Source organism: Streptomyces sp. NPDC030021 (genome assembly GCF_055574035.1).
This window is the reverse complement of the sequence record NZ_JBVIAH010000029.1, coordinates 6,748-21,659: the sequence shown is the minus strand read 5'-3', so window position 1 is coordinate 21,659 and position 14,912 is coordinate 6,748. Positions and strand designations below refer to the sequence as shown.

Annotated in this window: 14 protein-coding genes; 9 read left to right on the top strand and 5 right to left on the bottom strand. The window is 72.8% G+C overall.

Annotated features, from left to right (window positions below):
- Window positions 1-18: 18 nt before the first annotated feature.
- Together ACZ4YL_RS37105 and ACZ4YL_RS37100 are read right to left on the bottom strand one after the other, a co-directional pair.
- On the bottom strand, window positions 19-1,143 hold the full coding sequence (locus ACZ4YL_RS37105) for a peptidoglycan-binding protein (RefSeq protein ID WP_468122564.1): 1,125 nt from the start codon (window positions 1,141-1,143) through the stop codon (window positions 19-21).
- Window positions 1,140-1,622, bottom strand: coding sequence for a hypothetical protein (locus ACZ4YL_RS37100; protein ID WP_468122562.1), 483 nt, complete (start codon window positions 1,620-1,622; stop codon window positions 1,140-1,142). The genes ACZ4YL_RS37105 and ACZ4YL_RS37100 overlap by 4 nt, the downstream gene beginning before the upstream one ends.
- Before the next feature lie 90 nt (window positions 1,623-1,712).
- On the opposite strand from ACZ4YL_RS37100, the gene ACZ4YL_RS37095 reads away from it, so the two are divergent.
- The 4 genes from ACZ4YL_RS37095 to ACZ4YL_RS37080 all read left to right on the top strand — a co-directional run bounded on the left by ACZ4YL_RS37095 (window position 1,713) and on the right by ACZ4YL_RS37080 (window position 4,532).
- A complete protein-coding gene (locus ACZ4YL_RS37095) occupies window positions 1,713-2,375 on the top strand; it encodes a response regulator transcription factor (protein ID WP_468122560.1) in 663 nt (220 codons plus the stop codon).
- On the top strand, window positions 2,372-2,902 hold the full coding sequence (locus tag ACZ4YL_RS37090; RefSeq protein ID WP_468122558.1) for a HAMP domain-containing protein: 531 nt from the start codon (window positions 2,372-2,374) through the stop codon (window positions 2,900-2,902). Before ACZ4YL_RS37095 ends, ACZ4YL_RS37090 begins: the two co-directional genes overlap by 4 nt.
- A gap of 33 nt (window positions 2,903-2,935) precedes the next feature.
- On the top strand, window positions 2,936-3,610 hold the full coding sequence (locus tag ACZ4YL_RS37085) for a sensor histidine kinase (protein ID WP_468122556.1): 675 nt from the start codon (window positions 2,936-2,938) through the stop codon (window positions 3,608-3,610).
- A gap of 64 nt (window positions 3,611-3,674) precedes the next feature.
- Window positions 3,675-4,532 carry a L,D-transpeptidase family protein gene (locus ACZ4YL_RS37080; RefSeq protein WP_468122554.1) on the top strand — a complete coding sequence of 286 codons (858 nt, stop codon included), beginning with the start codon at window positions 3,675-3,677 and terminating at the stop codon, window positions 4,530-4,532.
- Here the strand turns inward: ACZ4YL_RS37080 and ACZ4YL_RS37075 are convergent.
- Window positions 4,504-5,142, bottom strand: a complete 639-nt coding sequence (locus ACZ4YL_RS37075) for a transmembrane-type terpene cyclase (protein ID WP_468122552.1) — start codon at window positions 5,140-5,142, stop codon at window positions 4,504-4,506. The two genes, ACZ4YL_RS37080 and ACZ4YL_RS37075, sit on opposite strands and share 29 nt — an antisense overlap.
- A gap of 149 nt (window positions 5,143-5,291) precedes the next feature.
- Here ACZ4YL_RS37075 and ACZ4YL_RS37070 point away from each other — a divergent pair, with 149 nt between their 5' ends.
- The 5 genes from ACZ4YL_RS37070 (at window position 5,292) to ACZ4YL_RS37050 (ending at window position 11,775) form a co-directional block, all read left to right on the top strand.
- Window positions 5,292-6,239 (top strand): LLM class F420-dependent oxidoreductase, encoded by a 948-nt coding sequence (locus ACZ4YL_RS37070; RefSeq protein WP_468122550.1) that lies wholly within the window; start codon window positions 5,292-5,294, stop codon window positions 6,237-6,239.
- A gap of 13 nt (window positions 6,240-6,252) precedes the next feature.
- Window positions 6,253-7,038 carry an SDR family NAD(P)-dependent oxidoreductase gene (locus tag ACZ4YL_RS37065; RefSeq protein WP_468122548.1) on the top strand — a complete coding sequence of 262 codons (786 nt, stop codon included), beginning with the start codon at window positions 6,253-6,255 and terminating at the stop codon, window positions 7,036-7,038.
- A gap of 95 nt (window positions 7,039-7,133) precedes the next feature.
- Window positions 7,134-8,255, top strand: coding sequence for an LLM class flavin-dependent oxidoreductase (locus ACZ4YL_RS37060; RefSeq protein WP_052872699.1), 1,122 nt, complete (start codon window positions 7,134-7,136; stop codon window positions 8,253-8,255).
- 320 nt (window positions 8,256-8,575) lie between these two features.
- Window positions 8,576-10,315, top strand: coding sequence for an N-acyl-D-amino-acid deacylase family protein (locus tag ACZ4YL_RS37055; protein WP_468122546.1), 1,740 nt, complete (start codon window positions 8,576-8,578; stop codon window positions 10,313-10,315).
- Window positions 10,312-11,775 carry an aldehyde dehydrogenase family protein gene (locus ACZ4YL_RS37050; RefSeq protein WP_468122544.1) on the top strand — a complete coding sequence of 488 codons (1,464 nt, stop codon included), beginning with the start codon at window positions 10,312-10,314 and terminating at the stop codon, window positions 11,773-11,775. The genes ACZ4YL_RS37055 and ACZ4YL_RS37050 overlap by 4 nt, the downstream gene beginning before the upstream one ends.
- A 60-nt stretch (window positions 11,776-11,835) precedes the next feature.
- Here ACZ4YL_RS37050 and ACZ4YL_RS37045 read toward each other — a convergent pair whose 3' ends face one another.
- Complete coding sequence (locus tag ACZ4YL_RS37045; RefSeq protein WP_468122542.1) at window positions 11,836-13,644, bottom strand: hypothetical protein; 1,809 nt, start codon at window positions 13,642-13,644, stop codon at window positions 11,836-11,838.
- 54 nt (window positions 13,645-13,698) lie between these two features.
- Window positions 13,699-14,787: a DNA alkylation repair protein gene (locus ACZ4YL_RS37040; protein ID WP_468122540.1), complete on the bottom strand. Its 1,089-nt coding sequence runs from the start codon at window positions 14,785-14,787 to the stop codon at window positions 13,699-13,701.
- Between the last annotated feature and the right edge of the window lie 125 nt (window positions 14,788-14,912).

The following is a 14,912-nucleotide window of genomic DNA, read 5'->3' as shown; positions in this document are numbered from 1 at the left end:
GATGCGTCGTCGTGGCCGTCACAGTTTCGGGATCCCCACCTGCATGCCCTCCTCAAGGGCGCCGCCGGTCACCTCGACCCGGCCGTTGCCGAACATGCCCAGCTCGACCGGGACCTCGCGGGCCCGGCCGTCCTCCACGACCTGGACGCCGAAGCCGCCGCCCGCGAGCGCCAGCAGCGCGTTGACCGGTACGGAGAGCACGCCCTTGCGGGTCTCACCGGTCAGGCCGACGCTCACCGGGGACTGGTCCGGCGCGCCCACCTCGGCGGGCTTGTCGAAGGTGACGACCGCCTCGACCTGCGCCTTCTTGTCGCCGCCACCGCCACCACCACCGCCGCCGCCCGGGCCGCCCGCGCCGCCGCCGTTCTTGTCGTCGGGCCGGTCGGCCCCGCCCACCGAGTCGATCTTCCCGGTGGCGCTGCCGCCTCCCGGCAGCCGTACGGTCACCGGGTCGCCGGCCTTCGCCGCGCCCGCCTTCGCCGCGTCCAGCTGGAAGCGGACGATCCGCTCGGTGCCCGTCACCGTCAGCACCGGCTTGCCCGACGCCAGTTCGTCACCGACCGCCGCGTCGCCCGCGCGCACCCGCTGCGGCCCCGAGGCGAAGGCGATGTCCTCCTTGCCGACCTCGCCCGTCTCCGCCGTCTTGTGCGCCTTCTGCCACCGCTTGACCGCCGTGGCCGTTCCCGCCGTGAAGGTGCCGTCCTCCGGGTCGAGCCCGGTCCCGTACCCGAGGGCCTGCAGATTGCGCTTGAGCTGCTTGACGTCCTCGCCCTTGTCGCCGGCCTTCAGCGGCCGGTACATCGGCGTGGACCCGTACATGAGCCGCACCACCCGGCCGTTGACCTCGTACAGCTTCCCGTCCCGCTCCACCGCCGCGCCCTCGCCCGCGACCCACGTCAGCACGCCGGGTCCGCCCGCGTTGAGCTTGCGCTCCCGCGCGTAGCCGAGGGTGCCCTCCACCTGGAGGCCCGAGCCGAGGTCGCCGCGCTTGACCGGCGCCGTGGCCGGCGGCAGTCCACCGGCCGCGCGCCGCTCCTGCTCACCCGCGTCGCGCTGCGGCTGCGCCATGACGGCCCAGCCGCCGCCCGAGACGGTCAGTACGGCGGCCAGCGAGCCCAGCAGCCACTTGGCCCGCCTCTTCATCGGCCCGTGTCGCACTTCTTCTGGGCCTCCTCGAAGGCCTTCTCCTGACCCTTGGGGATCTCGGTGGCGCTCTTCATGCCGCCGTTGTACTCAGGGTCCTTGAGGGCGACCCCGTTCTCGCGCATGCACCGGATCCACTCCAGCTCCTTGTCCTTCTCCTCCTGCGTGGGCTCCTTGCCGGCGCCGGTGCTCATCCCGCACGCCTTCATGGCCTCCTGCATCTTCTGCGGATCGGCGTCCCCGCCCAGCGTCATCCCGCGCGGGTCCTGGCCGGGCTCGGGGTCGGGCACGTCCATGCCGTGCTCGCGCAGGCACTGGCGCATCTTCACCGCGTTGTCGGCCACCGTGCCGGCGCCGCCCCCGCCGGCGCCCCCGGTGGAGTCCTTCTTCCCCGACGGCGCGTCGTTCGCGCAGGCGGTGGCGAACAGGGTCAGCCCGGTGACGACCGCGGCCGTGGTCATGATCAGGGATCGCTTCATAGGCCCGAGCCTGCGGTGAAAGGGCCTTTCGCTTCCCTCTCGCACCCTGCTTACAACGGCGAAATACCGATCTCCGGTAAAGAGGAGGCCATGCGCGTACTGGTGGTGGAGGACGAGGAATTCCTCCGGGAGATGATCGCCGAGGGGCTGCGCCGCGACGCGCTCGCCGTCGACGAGGCGAGCGACGGCCCGGAGGCCCTGCGGCGGCTGCGCCTCGGCGAGTACGACGTCCTCGTCCTGGACCGCGACCTGCCCGGCCTGCACGGCGACGAGGTCTGCCGGCAGGTCGTGCGCGAGCGGCTGCTGACCCGCGTCCTGATGCTGACCGCCTCAGGGACCGTACGGGACCGGGTCGAGGGCCTCGGTCTCGGCGCCGACGACTACCTCACCAAGCCCTTCGCCTACGACGAGCTCCTCGCCCGCGTCCTGGCCCTTGGCCGGCGGGCCCGCCCCGCGCTGCCGCCCGTACTGGAGCGTGCCGGGGTCGCCGTCGACACCGCCCGGCGCAGCGCCACCCGGGACGGGCACCGGCTCGCGCTGTCCCGCAAGGAGTTCGCGGTGCTGGAGGCGCTGCTGCGCGCCGAGGGCGCCGTCATCAGCAACGACGACCTGATCGAGCAGGTGTGGGAGCAGGACACCAGCTACTCCACCAACGCCGTCCGCGTCACCCTCAGCAAGCTCCGCGCCAAGCTGGGCGAGCCGCCGCTGATCGAGACCGTGCCGGGCGCGGGCTACCGGGTCGCGGCCCGGTGAGCGGGCGCCCGGCGACGCGGCTGCTGCGCACCGAGCGCGGCCGCCTCACCGCCCTGTACGGCTCCCTGCTGCTCCTGGCGGGCGGCGGCCTGGTGGCGCTGGTCTACGTCCTCGTCGGCCAGGGCCTGTACGCGAGCGTCAGCGGGGCCGTCCGTACCGTCTCGCCGGCCTACGTCCTCCAGTCGCCGGGGCCGCCCGTCCCCGGCCGGACCTTCGCCCCCGGCTGCCCCTGCCAACCGGCGCAGAAGCTGCCCCCGGGCCAGACCCCCACCCCCGAGCAGCTCAAGGGCTACGCCTACACCCAGAACCTCTCCGATGCCGTCACCGACGCCACCCGGCACCGGCTGCTGATGTACTCCCTCCTCGCGCTGGCCGTCTTCGCCGTGCTGTCGATCTGGCTCGCCTGGTGGATGGCCGGCCGGGTGCTGCGCCCCGTCGGCGTGATCACCGAGACCGCGCGCCGCCTGTCCGGGGAGAACCTGGACGAGCGGATCTCCCTCGACGCGCCGCCCGGCGAGCTCAAGTAGCTGGCCGACACCTTCGACGCGATGCTGGGGCGGATGGAGCAGCTGGTCTCCGCGCAACGGCGGTTCGCGGCGAACGCGGCGCACGAACTGCGCACCCCGCTGGCCGTGCAGCGGGCGGCGGCCGAGATCGGCCTGGCGGGGGACCCGTCGCCGGAAAAGGTGGCCCGGATCCGCGCCAAGCTGATCGGTGTCGCCGACTCCAGCGAACACCTCATCGAGTCGCTGCTGCTGCTCGCCGTCTCGGAACAGGGGCTGGAGTCCACCGGTCCGGTGGACCTGGCTGCGCTCGCGGCGGCCGAGCTGGCGGCCTGTCCGCAGCAGGGGCTGACCGTCGTACGGACCCTCGCGCCGCTGACCGTGCCGGGCGACCGGACCCTGCTGGGGCACCTGCTGCGGAACCTGCTGACCAACGCGGTACGCCACAACCGCGCGGACGGCCGGATCACCGTGTCCACCTCCGCCGAGGGGGAACTGACGGTGTCGAACACCGGCCCCGTGATCGATCCGGCGGACGTGCCGGGGCTGCTGGAGCCCTTCCGCAGACGCGCCGAACGGCTGCACACCGCAGGTGAGGGCGCCGGGTTGGGGCTGTCGATCGTGGCCTCGATCGCGCGTGCGCACGGGGCGGAGCTGACGGCAGAGGCCAATCCGGCCCCGGAGGGAGGCCTCACGGTCCGCGTCCGCTTCCCGCCTCCCGCCTCCCGCTGACCCGCGAGGCGCGCACGTCGTAACCACCCGGGCTCCGGGGGCCTGCTGATGTACGGTCGGAGGAATGAGCCAGCACGACCGAGCCCGCTCCCGCCCGTCCCGCAAGCCCCGTGCGATCCGCAGGAACCGCCGGGTGGCCCTCGCCGCCGTGCTCGGCCTGGCGACCTTCACGGCCGGCTGGGTGTTCGTGGCCCAGGACCCGGACAAGGCCTCCGACCCCCGGCCGCAGGCCCGCGCGGACGCCCGCCCGCAGGCGGAGGACCGTGCCGCGCGTGATGCGCAGCGGGCCGCCGCCCAGCAGGATGCCCGGCGGGCCGCGCAGCAGGCCGCCGCTCCGCAGGGGCTGCCCGGCGTCAGCGAGCAGACCCGGGCCCGGATCCCGGCCGAGTCCCGTCAGCTCATCCTGGTCACCGGCAAGTCGGTGGACTCCTCGGAGTCCACCGCCACCTTCTACACGCGCCCCGCGGCCGGCGCCGACTGGGTCCGGACCGAGAGCTGGCCGGCCCGCAACGGGGCCAAGGGCTGGTCCGTCGAACGCACGTACGGAGATCTGACCTCGCCGATGGGCGTCTTCGCACTCACCGACGCGGGCGGCCTGCTGTCGAAGCCGCCCGGGACCCGGCTCCCGTACGACAAGAGCAACGGCTTCGTCCCTTCGGGCCTCGGGGTGAACGGGGAGTCCCTGGCGGGCTCCTTCGACTACGTCGTCGCCATCGACTTCAACCGCAGGCCGGGCCGGTCCCCGCTGGACCCGGTCATGCCGGACGGCGAGGACAAGGGCGGCAACATCTGGCTGCACGTGGACCACGACGGGCCCTCGCAGGGCTGCGTGGGCATCCCGAAGGCGGCCATGCAGAAGGTCCTGGAGACCCTCGACCCGGCGGCCAAGCCGGTCATCGTGATGGGGCCGGAAGGCTTCTGAGGCGGGCGAGACGGGGCCGCAGCAGCAGCCCGATGTAGGCGAGGTCGAAGACGCTGCACAGGATCCCGAGACCGAGGATGAACGGCGCGTCCTCCAGCACCCCGAACAGCAGGGTCGGGGCGAGCGTCCCCAGCCATTTGGCGACGGCGATGGTCAGGGACTGCCCGAGCGGCCCCTGCCGGGAGGCGTACAGGGCGATGAACAGGCCGGACATCAGCAGGTTCTGCAGGAACGCCGAGTACCGGCTCGCGTCGTGCGCCCCGAAGTGCGCCAGGAACATCCACTGCACGGCGAATCCCGTACCGAACACCAGGACCGACCAGGTGGCGAACAGCGGCCGGGTCACGAACTCCGGCAGCTCGGCCCGCCCGAAGCGCAGGTAGGTGTAGACGATCACCAGGTCGGCCACGGCCCACACCACGTTGACCACGCCCTGAGTGGAGACCCCGACCGAGATGTCGCGGGCCGCGTAGGTCGCCTCCCAGGCGAAGTTGAGTGCGAGCGCGGCGACGGGCATCGCGTACGTCCGGTCCCGCAGCCCGACGCGGATCGCCTCCACGTACACGACCGTCCAGGCGATCCCGCTGACCAGCGTGAGTATCAGATCCACCCGCGCACCCTAGCGAGGGGAACGGCGCAGGGGAACGCCCCCTGTTCGGCCGGGCGTGTGTCACACCCCTTGTCTGACGGTCCGTCAGCTACGACGATGGCCCCGCACCGATATGACGAATCGGCAGACGAAGGCGAGGCGGGCCCGTCATGGCGCGCGTATTTCCGCAAGGCCGGCTGGTGTACGGGATGCAGCTCCCGGTCCAGTCGCAGAGCACCATCTACGCCGAGCCCTGGGAGGCGTCGGCCACCGCCGCCGATCTCGCCGGTATCGCGCGGGCCGCCGACCGGGCCGGCTTCGGGTACGTGGCCACCTGTGACCACGTGGCCATCCCGCGGCGGCTCGCCGGCCCCATGAGCACCGTCTGGTACGACCCGGTGGCGACCCTGTCCTTCCTGGCCGGCATCACCGAGCGCGTGCGGCTGCTGAGCCACGTCGCGATCCTGGGCCTGCGCCACCCGCTGATCAGCGCCAAGCAGTACGCCACCCTCGACCACCTCTCCGGCGGCCGGCTGATCCTCGGGGTGGGCGCCGGGCATGTGCAGGAGGAGTTCGAGATCCTCGGCGTGGACTTCGCGCGCCGCGGCGCCGTCCTCGACGAGACCCTGGACGCGCTGCGGGCGGCGCTGGGGCCCGAGGAGTACCCGGAGTTCGAGGGCGAGCTGTTCTCCTTCAAGGACCTCGGCCAGCTGCCCCGGCCCGCGCAGGAGCGGATCCCCGTCTGGGTCGGAGGCTCCTCGCCCGCCGCCGTCCGCCGCGCCGCCGTACGCGGGGACGGCTGGCTCCCGCAGGGCGACCCGCGCGACAAGCTCCCGCAGCAGATCGCCCGGATCGGGGAGCTGCGCGAGGCGGCCGGGGTCACCCATCCCTTCGAATTCGGCGCGATCACCGAGGCGCTGTACGTCGGCGAGCCCGGCTGGGACACCGGCCGCCGCACCCTCACCGGCAAGGCGGAGGCGCTCGCCGAGTCCCTGCGGGAGTACAAGACGCTCGGCGTGGACCAGATCCAGGTGCGCTTCCGCAGCCGCGACCGCGCCGAACTCGTCGACCAGATCACCGCTTTCGGGGCCGAGGTGGCCCCCCTCCTCAACGACTAGGGGCTGACGGACCATGGGCAAGCTGGACGGGCGCGTCGTCATCATCACCGGCGCGGCACGCGGGCAGGGCGAGCAGGAGGCCCGGCTCTTCGCCGCCGAGGGGGCGCGGGTGCTCCTCGGTGACGTGCTGGACGAGCAGGGCGCGGCGGTGGCCAAGGACATCGGTGAGGACCGGGCCCGGTACGTACGGATGGACGTGAGCCGCGAGGAGGACTGGGCGGCCGCGATCGCCGTCGCGAAGGAGACCTTCGGCCCGATCGACGGTCTGGTCAACAATGCGGGCATCCTGCGCTTCAACGAGCTGACCGCGACCCCGCTGGAGGAGTTCCAGCAGGTGGTCCAGGTCAACCAGGTGGGCGCCTTCCTCGGCATCAAGGCGGTGGCCCCCGAGATCGAGGCGGCCGGTGGCGGCACCATCGTCAACACCTCCTCGTACACGGGCCTGACGGGCATGGCGTACGTCGGCACGTACGCCGCCACCAAGGCGGCGATCCTCGGCCTCACCCGGGTGGCCGCGCTGGAACTGGCGGGCAAGGGCATCCGGGTCAACGCGATGTGCCCGGGCGCCGTGGACACCCCGATGGCCAACCCGGGCCTGCTGGACCCGGCGAACATGACCGACGAGGCCCGGGACGCAATGGCCGAGCTCTACAAGCGGGTGGTCCCGCTGGGGCGGGTGGGGCAGCCGGAGGAGATCGCGAAGCTGGCGCTCTTCCTGACGGGCGAGGACTCCTCGTACATCACCGGCCAGCCGTTCGTGATCGACGGCGGCTGGCTGGCTGGCGTCAGCATTCTCTGATGGAGCGTCAGGTATTGACGCTCACGCCCCGGCAGTGGAACAGTCGAGACATCGAATCTGACGGAACGTCAGAAATCAAAGGACGGTGAACCCCCTTGGAATTCGGGCTCTTTGTGCAGGGATACGTGCCTGAGGCGCGGTCCAAGGTCGACCCCGAGGCAGAGCACAAGGCGCTGATCGAGGAGACCGAGTACGTCATACAGGCGGACAAGTCCGGCTTCAAGTACGCCTGGGCCTCCGAGCACCACTTCCTTGAGGAGTACTCGCACCTGTCGGCGAACGAGGTGTTCCTCGGGTACCTCGCGCACGCCACCGAGCGCATCCACCTCGGCTCCGGCATCTTCAACCCGCTCGCCCCGGTGAACCACCCGGTGAAGGTGGCCGAGAAGGTCGCCATGCTCGACCACCTCTCCAAGGGCCGCTTCGAGTTCGGCACCGGCCGCGGCGCGGGCAGCCACGAGATCCTCGGCTTCCTGCCGGGCATCGAGGACATGAACGGCACCAAGGAGATCTGGGAGGAGACCATCGCGGAATTCCCCAAGATGTTCCTCCAGGAGGAGTACGAGGGGTTCCAGGGCAAGCACTGGTCGCTCCCGCCGCGGAAGATCTTCCCCAAGCCGTACGGCAAGGCCCACCCGGCCATGTGGTACGCCGCCGGCTCCCCGTCCTCGTACGCGATGGCGGCGAAGAAGGGCCTCGGCGTCCTGGGCTTCAGCGTGCAGAAGGTCTCCGACATGGAGTGGGTCCTCGACCAGTACAAGACGGCCATCCGGGAGGCGAAGGCCATCGGTGCCTTCGTCAACGACAACGTCATGGTCACCTCCACCGCGATCTGCGCCGAGACCCACGACAAGGCCGTCGAGATCGCCGTCAACGCCAACATGAACCGCTTCCAGTCGCTGGTCTTCCGCTACCACGACACCTTCCCGCGGCCCGAGGCGATCCCGCAGTGGCCCGAGACCCTGCCGGAGTACAACGCGGAGATCATCGAACTGCTGATCGCGGAAGAACTGCTGATCTGCGGCGACCCGTCGGAGGTCCGGGCCCAGTGCAAGCGCTGGGAGCAGGCCGGCGCCGACCAGCTGTCCTTCGGCCTGCCGACCGGTGTCTCACCCGAGGACACGATGACGACGATCAAGCTGATCGGCGAACACGTGATCCCCCACATCGACACGGACCCGGTCCACCGCACGACCCGCTTCCGCCAGGCCGTCTGATCTTCAGCCCCGCCGGCGTTTGAGGCGCGGGGTGTGGGGCGGAGCCCCACGTGCCCCGGCCGGCCGGCGCGTGTACGGGGACGGCGTCTTCCCGGACCGCCGTCCCGCACGGCCCCGGCCGGGCGGCCACCGGCCGGGGCCACATCCAGCCTCGCCGGCCATCTCCAGCCCCGCCAGGGGGTACCTCCCAGCGGTAGCCGGGGGAGTTTGAGGCGCGGGTCCGGGCGGAGCCCGGTGCCCGGCGGAGCCGGGTTCCCCGGGGCTCCGCCCTGGACCCCGCGCCTCAAACGCCGGCGGGGCTCCAAGTGTGAAGGGACGTCATGCTCGACCACCTGATCAAGGGCGCGACCGTCGTGGACGGCACCGGCGCCCCCGCCCGCGTCGCGGACGTGGGGATACGCGACGGCCGGATCGCGGCGATAGCCGCACCCGGCACCGTCACCGAAGAGGCCCGCACCACCGAGGACGCCACCGGCCTGGTCCTCACCCCCGGCTTCATCGACCCGCACACGCACTACGACGCCCAGCTCTTCTGGGACCCGTACGCCACGCCCTCCATGAACCACGGCGTCACCACCGTCGCCGGCGGCAACTGCGGCTTCACCCTGGCCCCGCTCAACCCGGCCCGCCCCGAGGACGCCGACTACACCCGCCGCATGATGAGCAAGGTCGAGGGCATGGCCCTCAAGGCCCTGGAGGAGGGCGTCGACTGGACCTGGTCCACCTTCGGCGAGTACCTCGACGCCCTGGAGGGCCGGATCGCCGTCAACGCCGGGTTCATGGTCGGCCACTGCGCCCTGCGCCGCCACGTGATGGGTGAGGACGCCGTCGGCGGCCAGCCCACCCCCGAGCAGATGCAGCAGATGCTCGACCTCTTCCACGACGCCATGAACGCCGGCGCCTGGGGCCTGTCCACCACCCAGTCCTCCACCCACTCCGACGGGTCCGGCGCCCCCGTGGCCTCCCGCCACGCCCGGCCCGCCGAGCTGCTCGCGCTGTCGAAGGCGGTCGCCGAACACGAGGGCACCCAGCTGGAGGCCATCGTCGCCGGCTGCCTCGACCAGTTCTCGGACGACGAGATCGACCTGTTCGTGGAGATGAGCGCCGCCGCCGGCCGGCCCCTCAACTGGAACGTCCTCACCATCGACGCCTCCGTCCCCGAGCGGGTCCCGCGCCAGCTGATACCCAGCGAGCGCGCCCGCAAGGCAGGCGGCCGGATCGTCGCGCTGACCATGCCCATCCTCACCCCCATGAACATGTCGCTGGGGACCTTCTGCGCGCTCAACCTCATCCCCGGCTGGGGCGAGATCCTCGGCCTGCCCGTCCCCGAGCGGATCGAAAAGCTCCGCGACGCCGGCGTACGCGCCGAGATGCTGCGCCGCGCCGACAGCAAGGAGGCCGGCGTCTTCCGCCGCCTCGCCCACTTCGGCCGCTACGTCATCGGCGACACCTACAGCAAGGAGAACGAGGGCCTCTCCGGCCGGGTCGTGAACGACATCGCCGCCGAACGGGGCCAGGACCCCTTCCAGTGCCTGGTGGAGATCTGCTCCAACGACGACCTGCGCACGGTGCTCTGGCCGATGCCCACCGACAACGATCCGGCGAGCTGGGCCCTGCGCCAGGAGACCTGGCAGCACGAGGACGTCATGCTCGGCGGCTCCGACGCCGGCGCACACCTGGACCGGATGTGCGGGGCCCCGTACACGACCCGTTTCCTCGGGGACTGTCTGCGCGGCCGCAAGCTCGTTCCGCTGGAGCAGGCGGTACGGATGCTCACCGACGACCCGGCCCGGCTGTTCGGGCTGCGCGAACGCGGCCGCCTCGCCGAGGGCTTCCACGCGGACCTGGTCCTCTTCGACCCCGAGCGGATCGAGGCCGGTCCCGCGACCCTGGTCCACGACCTGCCCGGGGACAGCCCGCGGCTGGACGCGCGGGCCATCGGCATCGTCTCGGTACGGGTCAACGGCGTGGAGACCATCCGCGACGACGAAGTGACGGGGGCGATCCCCGGGATCGTGCTCCGGTCGGGCCGGGACACGAGGACGGTGAGCACCCGTTGACCGCGCAGAAGCTCTACATCGGCGGCGAGTGGGTGGAGCCCGCGGGCGGCCACTACGAGGTGATCAACCCGGCGGACGAGTCGGTGGTCGGGCTCGCGCCCGAAGCCTCGCGCCTGCAGGTCGAGGAGGCGGCGCGCGCCGCGGCCGAGGCCTTCGAGGGCTGGTCCCGTACGACGCCCGAGGCGCGCGCGGCGATCCTGGACCGGGCCGCGGACATCATGCAGCGGGAGTACGAGCCGTGGGCGGTGCTGGCCCGGCAGGAGACGGGCGCACCGACCGGCATCGCGCGCGGCATGCAGGTCGGGGTGGGCGTCACCCGCTTCCGGCGGTATGCGAAAGGGGCCCTCGAAGCGGTCGAACGGGGCCTGCCGCCGCAGGTTACGGAGGCCGGCCCGATGGGGCGGGCGAGCATCCTGGGCGCGCTGGAGGTACGCCAGCCGGTCGGGGTGGTCACCTGCATCACCTCCTACAACAACCCCTGGGCGAACCCGGCGGGCAAGGTGGCCCCGGCCCTGGCCATGGGCAACACGGTGGTGGTCAAGCCGGCGCCGCAGGACCCGCTGTCGGTGTTCAGGATGGCGGACGCCCTGCACGAGGCCGGGGTGCCGGCGGGCGTGGTGAACGTCGTGGGCGGCCAGGCGGTGGAGGTCGGCGAGGCCGCCGTCGACTCGCCGGACGTGGACATGGTCTCCTTCACCGGTTCCACGGCCGTCGGGCAGCGCATCGCCGAGGTCTGTGGCCGCTCCATGAAGCGGCAGCTGATGGAACTCGGCGGCAAGGGCGCGGCGATCGTCTTCGAGGACGCGGACCTGGACGCGGCGGTGATGGGGATCGGGACGACCTTCTCCTTCTACTCCGGGCAGATCTGCACGGCTCCGACCCGGGTGATCGCCCACCGGTCCGTCCACGACCGGCTGATCGAGAAGCTGACCGGCTACCTGGCCTTCATGAAGGTCGGCGATCCGGCGGCGCCGGGCACGGTCGTCGGCCCGGTGATCTCGGCGGTGCACCGCGACCGCGTGGAGTCGTACATCGAGCTGGGGAAGAAGGAGGGGGCCCGGATCGCGTACGGCGGCGAGCGCCCGGTGGTGGGGGACGGCCGCGGCTTCTACGTGGCTCCGACCCTGCTGGTCGACTGCACGAACGACATGCGGGTGGTCCGTGAGGAGATCTTCGGCCCGGTGGTCGTGGTCGTCCCCTTCGACGGCGACGAGGAAGAGGCGGTCCGGCTGGCCAACGACAGCGACTTCGGGCTGCTGAGCTACGTGTGGTCGGGGGATTCGGCGCGCGCGTTCCGCGTGGCGCGGCGGCTGCGGTCGGGCGGCGTCGGGGTCAACACCATCGGCCGCAACATGGAAGCGCCGTTCGGCGGCTTCAAGCGCAGCGGGGTGGGGCGGGACGTGGGCTCGTACGCGCTGCACGCGTACAGCGAGATGCAGTCGATCGTCTGGACGGGCTGAGGCCCGGCGGTACGGCGTTACGGGGTCCGGCCGGGGTGGATACCCCGGCCGGACCCCGAACTAGTTCTGCGGCCAGCTGTATCCGAGGGACTCGGCGAGTTCGCCGCTGCCCCGCTGGAGGTGGGCGTAGCCCTTCGGGTCGGACCTCGCGATCCGTTCCAGCGCGGCGGCCGCCCGGTCCTGCGGCGGGAGGCCGTCGTCGTCGGGCAGGCGCCACTCGAAGTACAGCCGCAGCGGGGTCCCGTCCGGCCCCTCGGCGCCGTCCGGGGGCGAGAACGCCAGCCACAGCACTGTCGTGTGCGGCTCGTGCCAGTCGGTCCCGATCCAGGTGGCGGCGAGGTCCCAGCGCCGCAGCAGCTCCGTCCGCTCCCGCAGACCGGCGGTGATCAGCCGCGCCGTGCGCCGGGCCGGCCAGCACCAGGAGTGGTCCCGCTCGGCACGTTCGAGCTCGGCGTCGTAGGCGGCCGCGTCGAAGCGGTACGCGGGCGGCTGCGGGCCGCTCGCCCCGCGCCAGCCGTCCCACACCACCTCCGCGCCGTCCCGGCGGATCGTCACGTACAGCGCGCCGCAGCAGCCCTCGGTGCAGGACGCCTCGGCGAGCTGTACCTCGCGCGGCTCGGGCCCGGCGCGCAGGGCGCCGTTGTCGATCAGGTACTCGGGAGCGTTGCCCGGGCCCTTCCCGAACAGGGCGGGAAGCAGCGGGAGTCCGTCGACGAGGATCCGGGTCTCGACGGAGTTCGAGTCCGGGGCGTCGTGGACCACGGCCAGCTCCCAGCGCGGGTGCGATCCCGGCGGCGGCGCGGGGACGAACGGCTTCCGCCCGGTGCGCCGGATCCAGTCCGCGCGGCGGCGTTCCGCCCCGGGAGGGGGCTCGGCGCCGGGCGTCCACGCGGGCCCGTCCAGCAGCCGCCCAAGGCCGCCGAGCAGGGCCTCCCGCCGGTGGGGCCGCCAGTTCAGCAGTGCGGCGGGACCGCTGTGCAGGTCGAGGGCGGTCGACAGCAGCAGCTCGTGGAACTGCGGGGTCGGGGGCAGCCAGTCGGCATACCCGACGAGGTACGCGTACACGGACCTGGCCGGCAGGTAGTCGAGAACCTCCGGCCGTTGTCCCGGATCACGGGACATCCGGTGCAGCAGGCGGCCCGCCACAGCCAGCAGTTCGGGGTCCACAGGACGGGCGCGCAGCAGCCCGGCGAGGTCGGCGGCCTCGGCGATGCGCCGGGGGAGGAGGGCCTGTGGCTCGTCGGGCACCGCGACCAGCGCGGCCCGGACGGCCTCCGCGTCGCCGGTGGCGATCGCGGCGGCGAGCGGGGTCAGCCGCTCGGACCGGTCCCGGCCGCGGATCACCAGGAGGGCGGCCGCCTGCCGGTCGAGCGGGTCGAGTGCTGCGCTCGCCGCGGATCCGAGGCCGCAGAGCGTGCCGAGGGCTTTGAGGCAGGGCACGTCCTCGGGCTCGCCGAGGCGGATCAGCAGGGCGATGCCGATGCCGACGGCCGCCACGGAGGTGCCGGTGCGGGTCAGCTGCCGGGCGGTGCGCCGGGCGGCTTCCTCGTCGGTCAGGGTGAGCCGTGCGGTGTGCGCGCGCAGGGTGCGGTGGGTCATACCCAGCTCGCGGGCCCGCCGGTGGACGGCCTCGGCGGCCCGTACGGGGTCGGGGTCGGCCAGGGGAGGAGCGAGCGCGGCGGTGATTTCGGCCCGCGCCTCTTGCCAGGTCAGATGGGTTCGGGAGGGCTCCGGCGGGGATCCGTCGGGCAAGGGGTAGCCCTTGCGCGGGACCTGGCCGTCCGGCTCGATGCCGTGCCGGAAGAGGGCGTAGTCGTACAGGGACGTCGTCCGGGGGGCGAGCGGCTCGCGCTCGTCGCGGACGCTCATCGGGCGGGGTGGGACTCGATTCCGTAGGTCATGCCGAGAGCGTGTCAGGCGGGGTCAGGACGCGTCCAGCGAAAAAGGGGCCTCGCCGCGGACCCGGCCGTTGATCTGGAGCTGCACCAGGTGCTCGCCGGAGTGGTAGCGGCGGGTGGTGATGGGCTTGAAGGAGTGGCGCTTGGTGCCGCCGAGGGTTTCGCCGGGGGCCAGGGCGCGGGTGACGAGCTTGAACACCTTCGGGGTGCGGGTGCCGTTGGCCTTCGCGTGGTGGACGACGTAGTCGATGACCAACTGGGCCGGGAGCGGGCCGGTGTTGGTGACCGTCCAGTCGAAGACGAGGTACTCGCCGACGGCGATCCGCGGATCGGCGACCACCGGGCCGCTCACGGTGACGGGCACGTCGGGGGAGTGGCCGAGCAGGGCCAGTGCCTCGGGCCGCCCGGCCTTGATCAGGGTGCGCAGTCCGTGGCGCACGACGCGGTCGGTGGTGGCCTCCGGCTCGGCCAGCCAGCGGCCCGCGGCCTCGACCGCGAGGGCGGGGTGGTCGCGGCTGATGTCGTTGAGGTGGTTGGAGACGGAGCGGCGGACGTACTCGGACCCGTCGCGGTAGAGGGCGTCCAGCACCGGCAGGGCCGGCCGCGGGTCGGCGACGAAGGCGGGCAGCTGCGGGGCCCACGGCAGCCGGGGCCGGGTGCCCTCGCTGGCGAGGCGGCGTACGTGCGGGTCCGGGTCGGCCGTCCACTTCCGTACGACGGCCAGGGCGCGGTCCGGGTCGGCGCGCAGGAACGGCCTGACCGCGGACTCGGCGGTGAGCCGGGAGGTGAGGTCGTGCAGCAGGTCCAGCCCGGGCTCGAACGCCTCCAGCCCGCGGACGGCGACGGCCTCGTTGACGGGGAAGGTCATCCAGCCCTCGAAGCCGGGCCCGGCGAGGGCGGTGCGTACGACGTCCTCGAAGGCGGGCCATGCGTCGGGGAGGTCGTCGAGCACGGCGTCGCGGACGGCGGCGACGCGGCCGCTGAAGGTCAGCCCGTCGAGGGCGTCGGCGCGGGCGCGCAGGGCTGGCGAGGACGGGCGGCCGCCCGCTCGGGCGAGCAGTCGGGCGAGGGTGGTGACGGTGTCCGCGCTGAGGAGCTCATCGGCCGTGGGCATGGGGCCAGTCTCGCCGATGACGCCCCGGTCCGGTGGCCGGTCCCGGGGGGGGGGGGGGGGGGGGGGGGGGGAGTAGAGGTACGAGGGTGGGTCTCCCCTCACCCTCCCCGCAGCCGGCGTTAGAG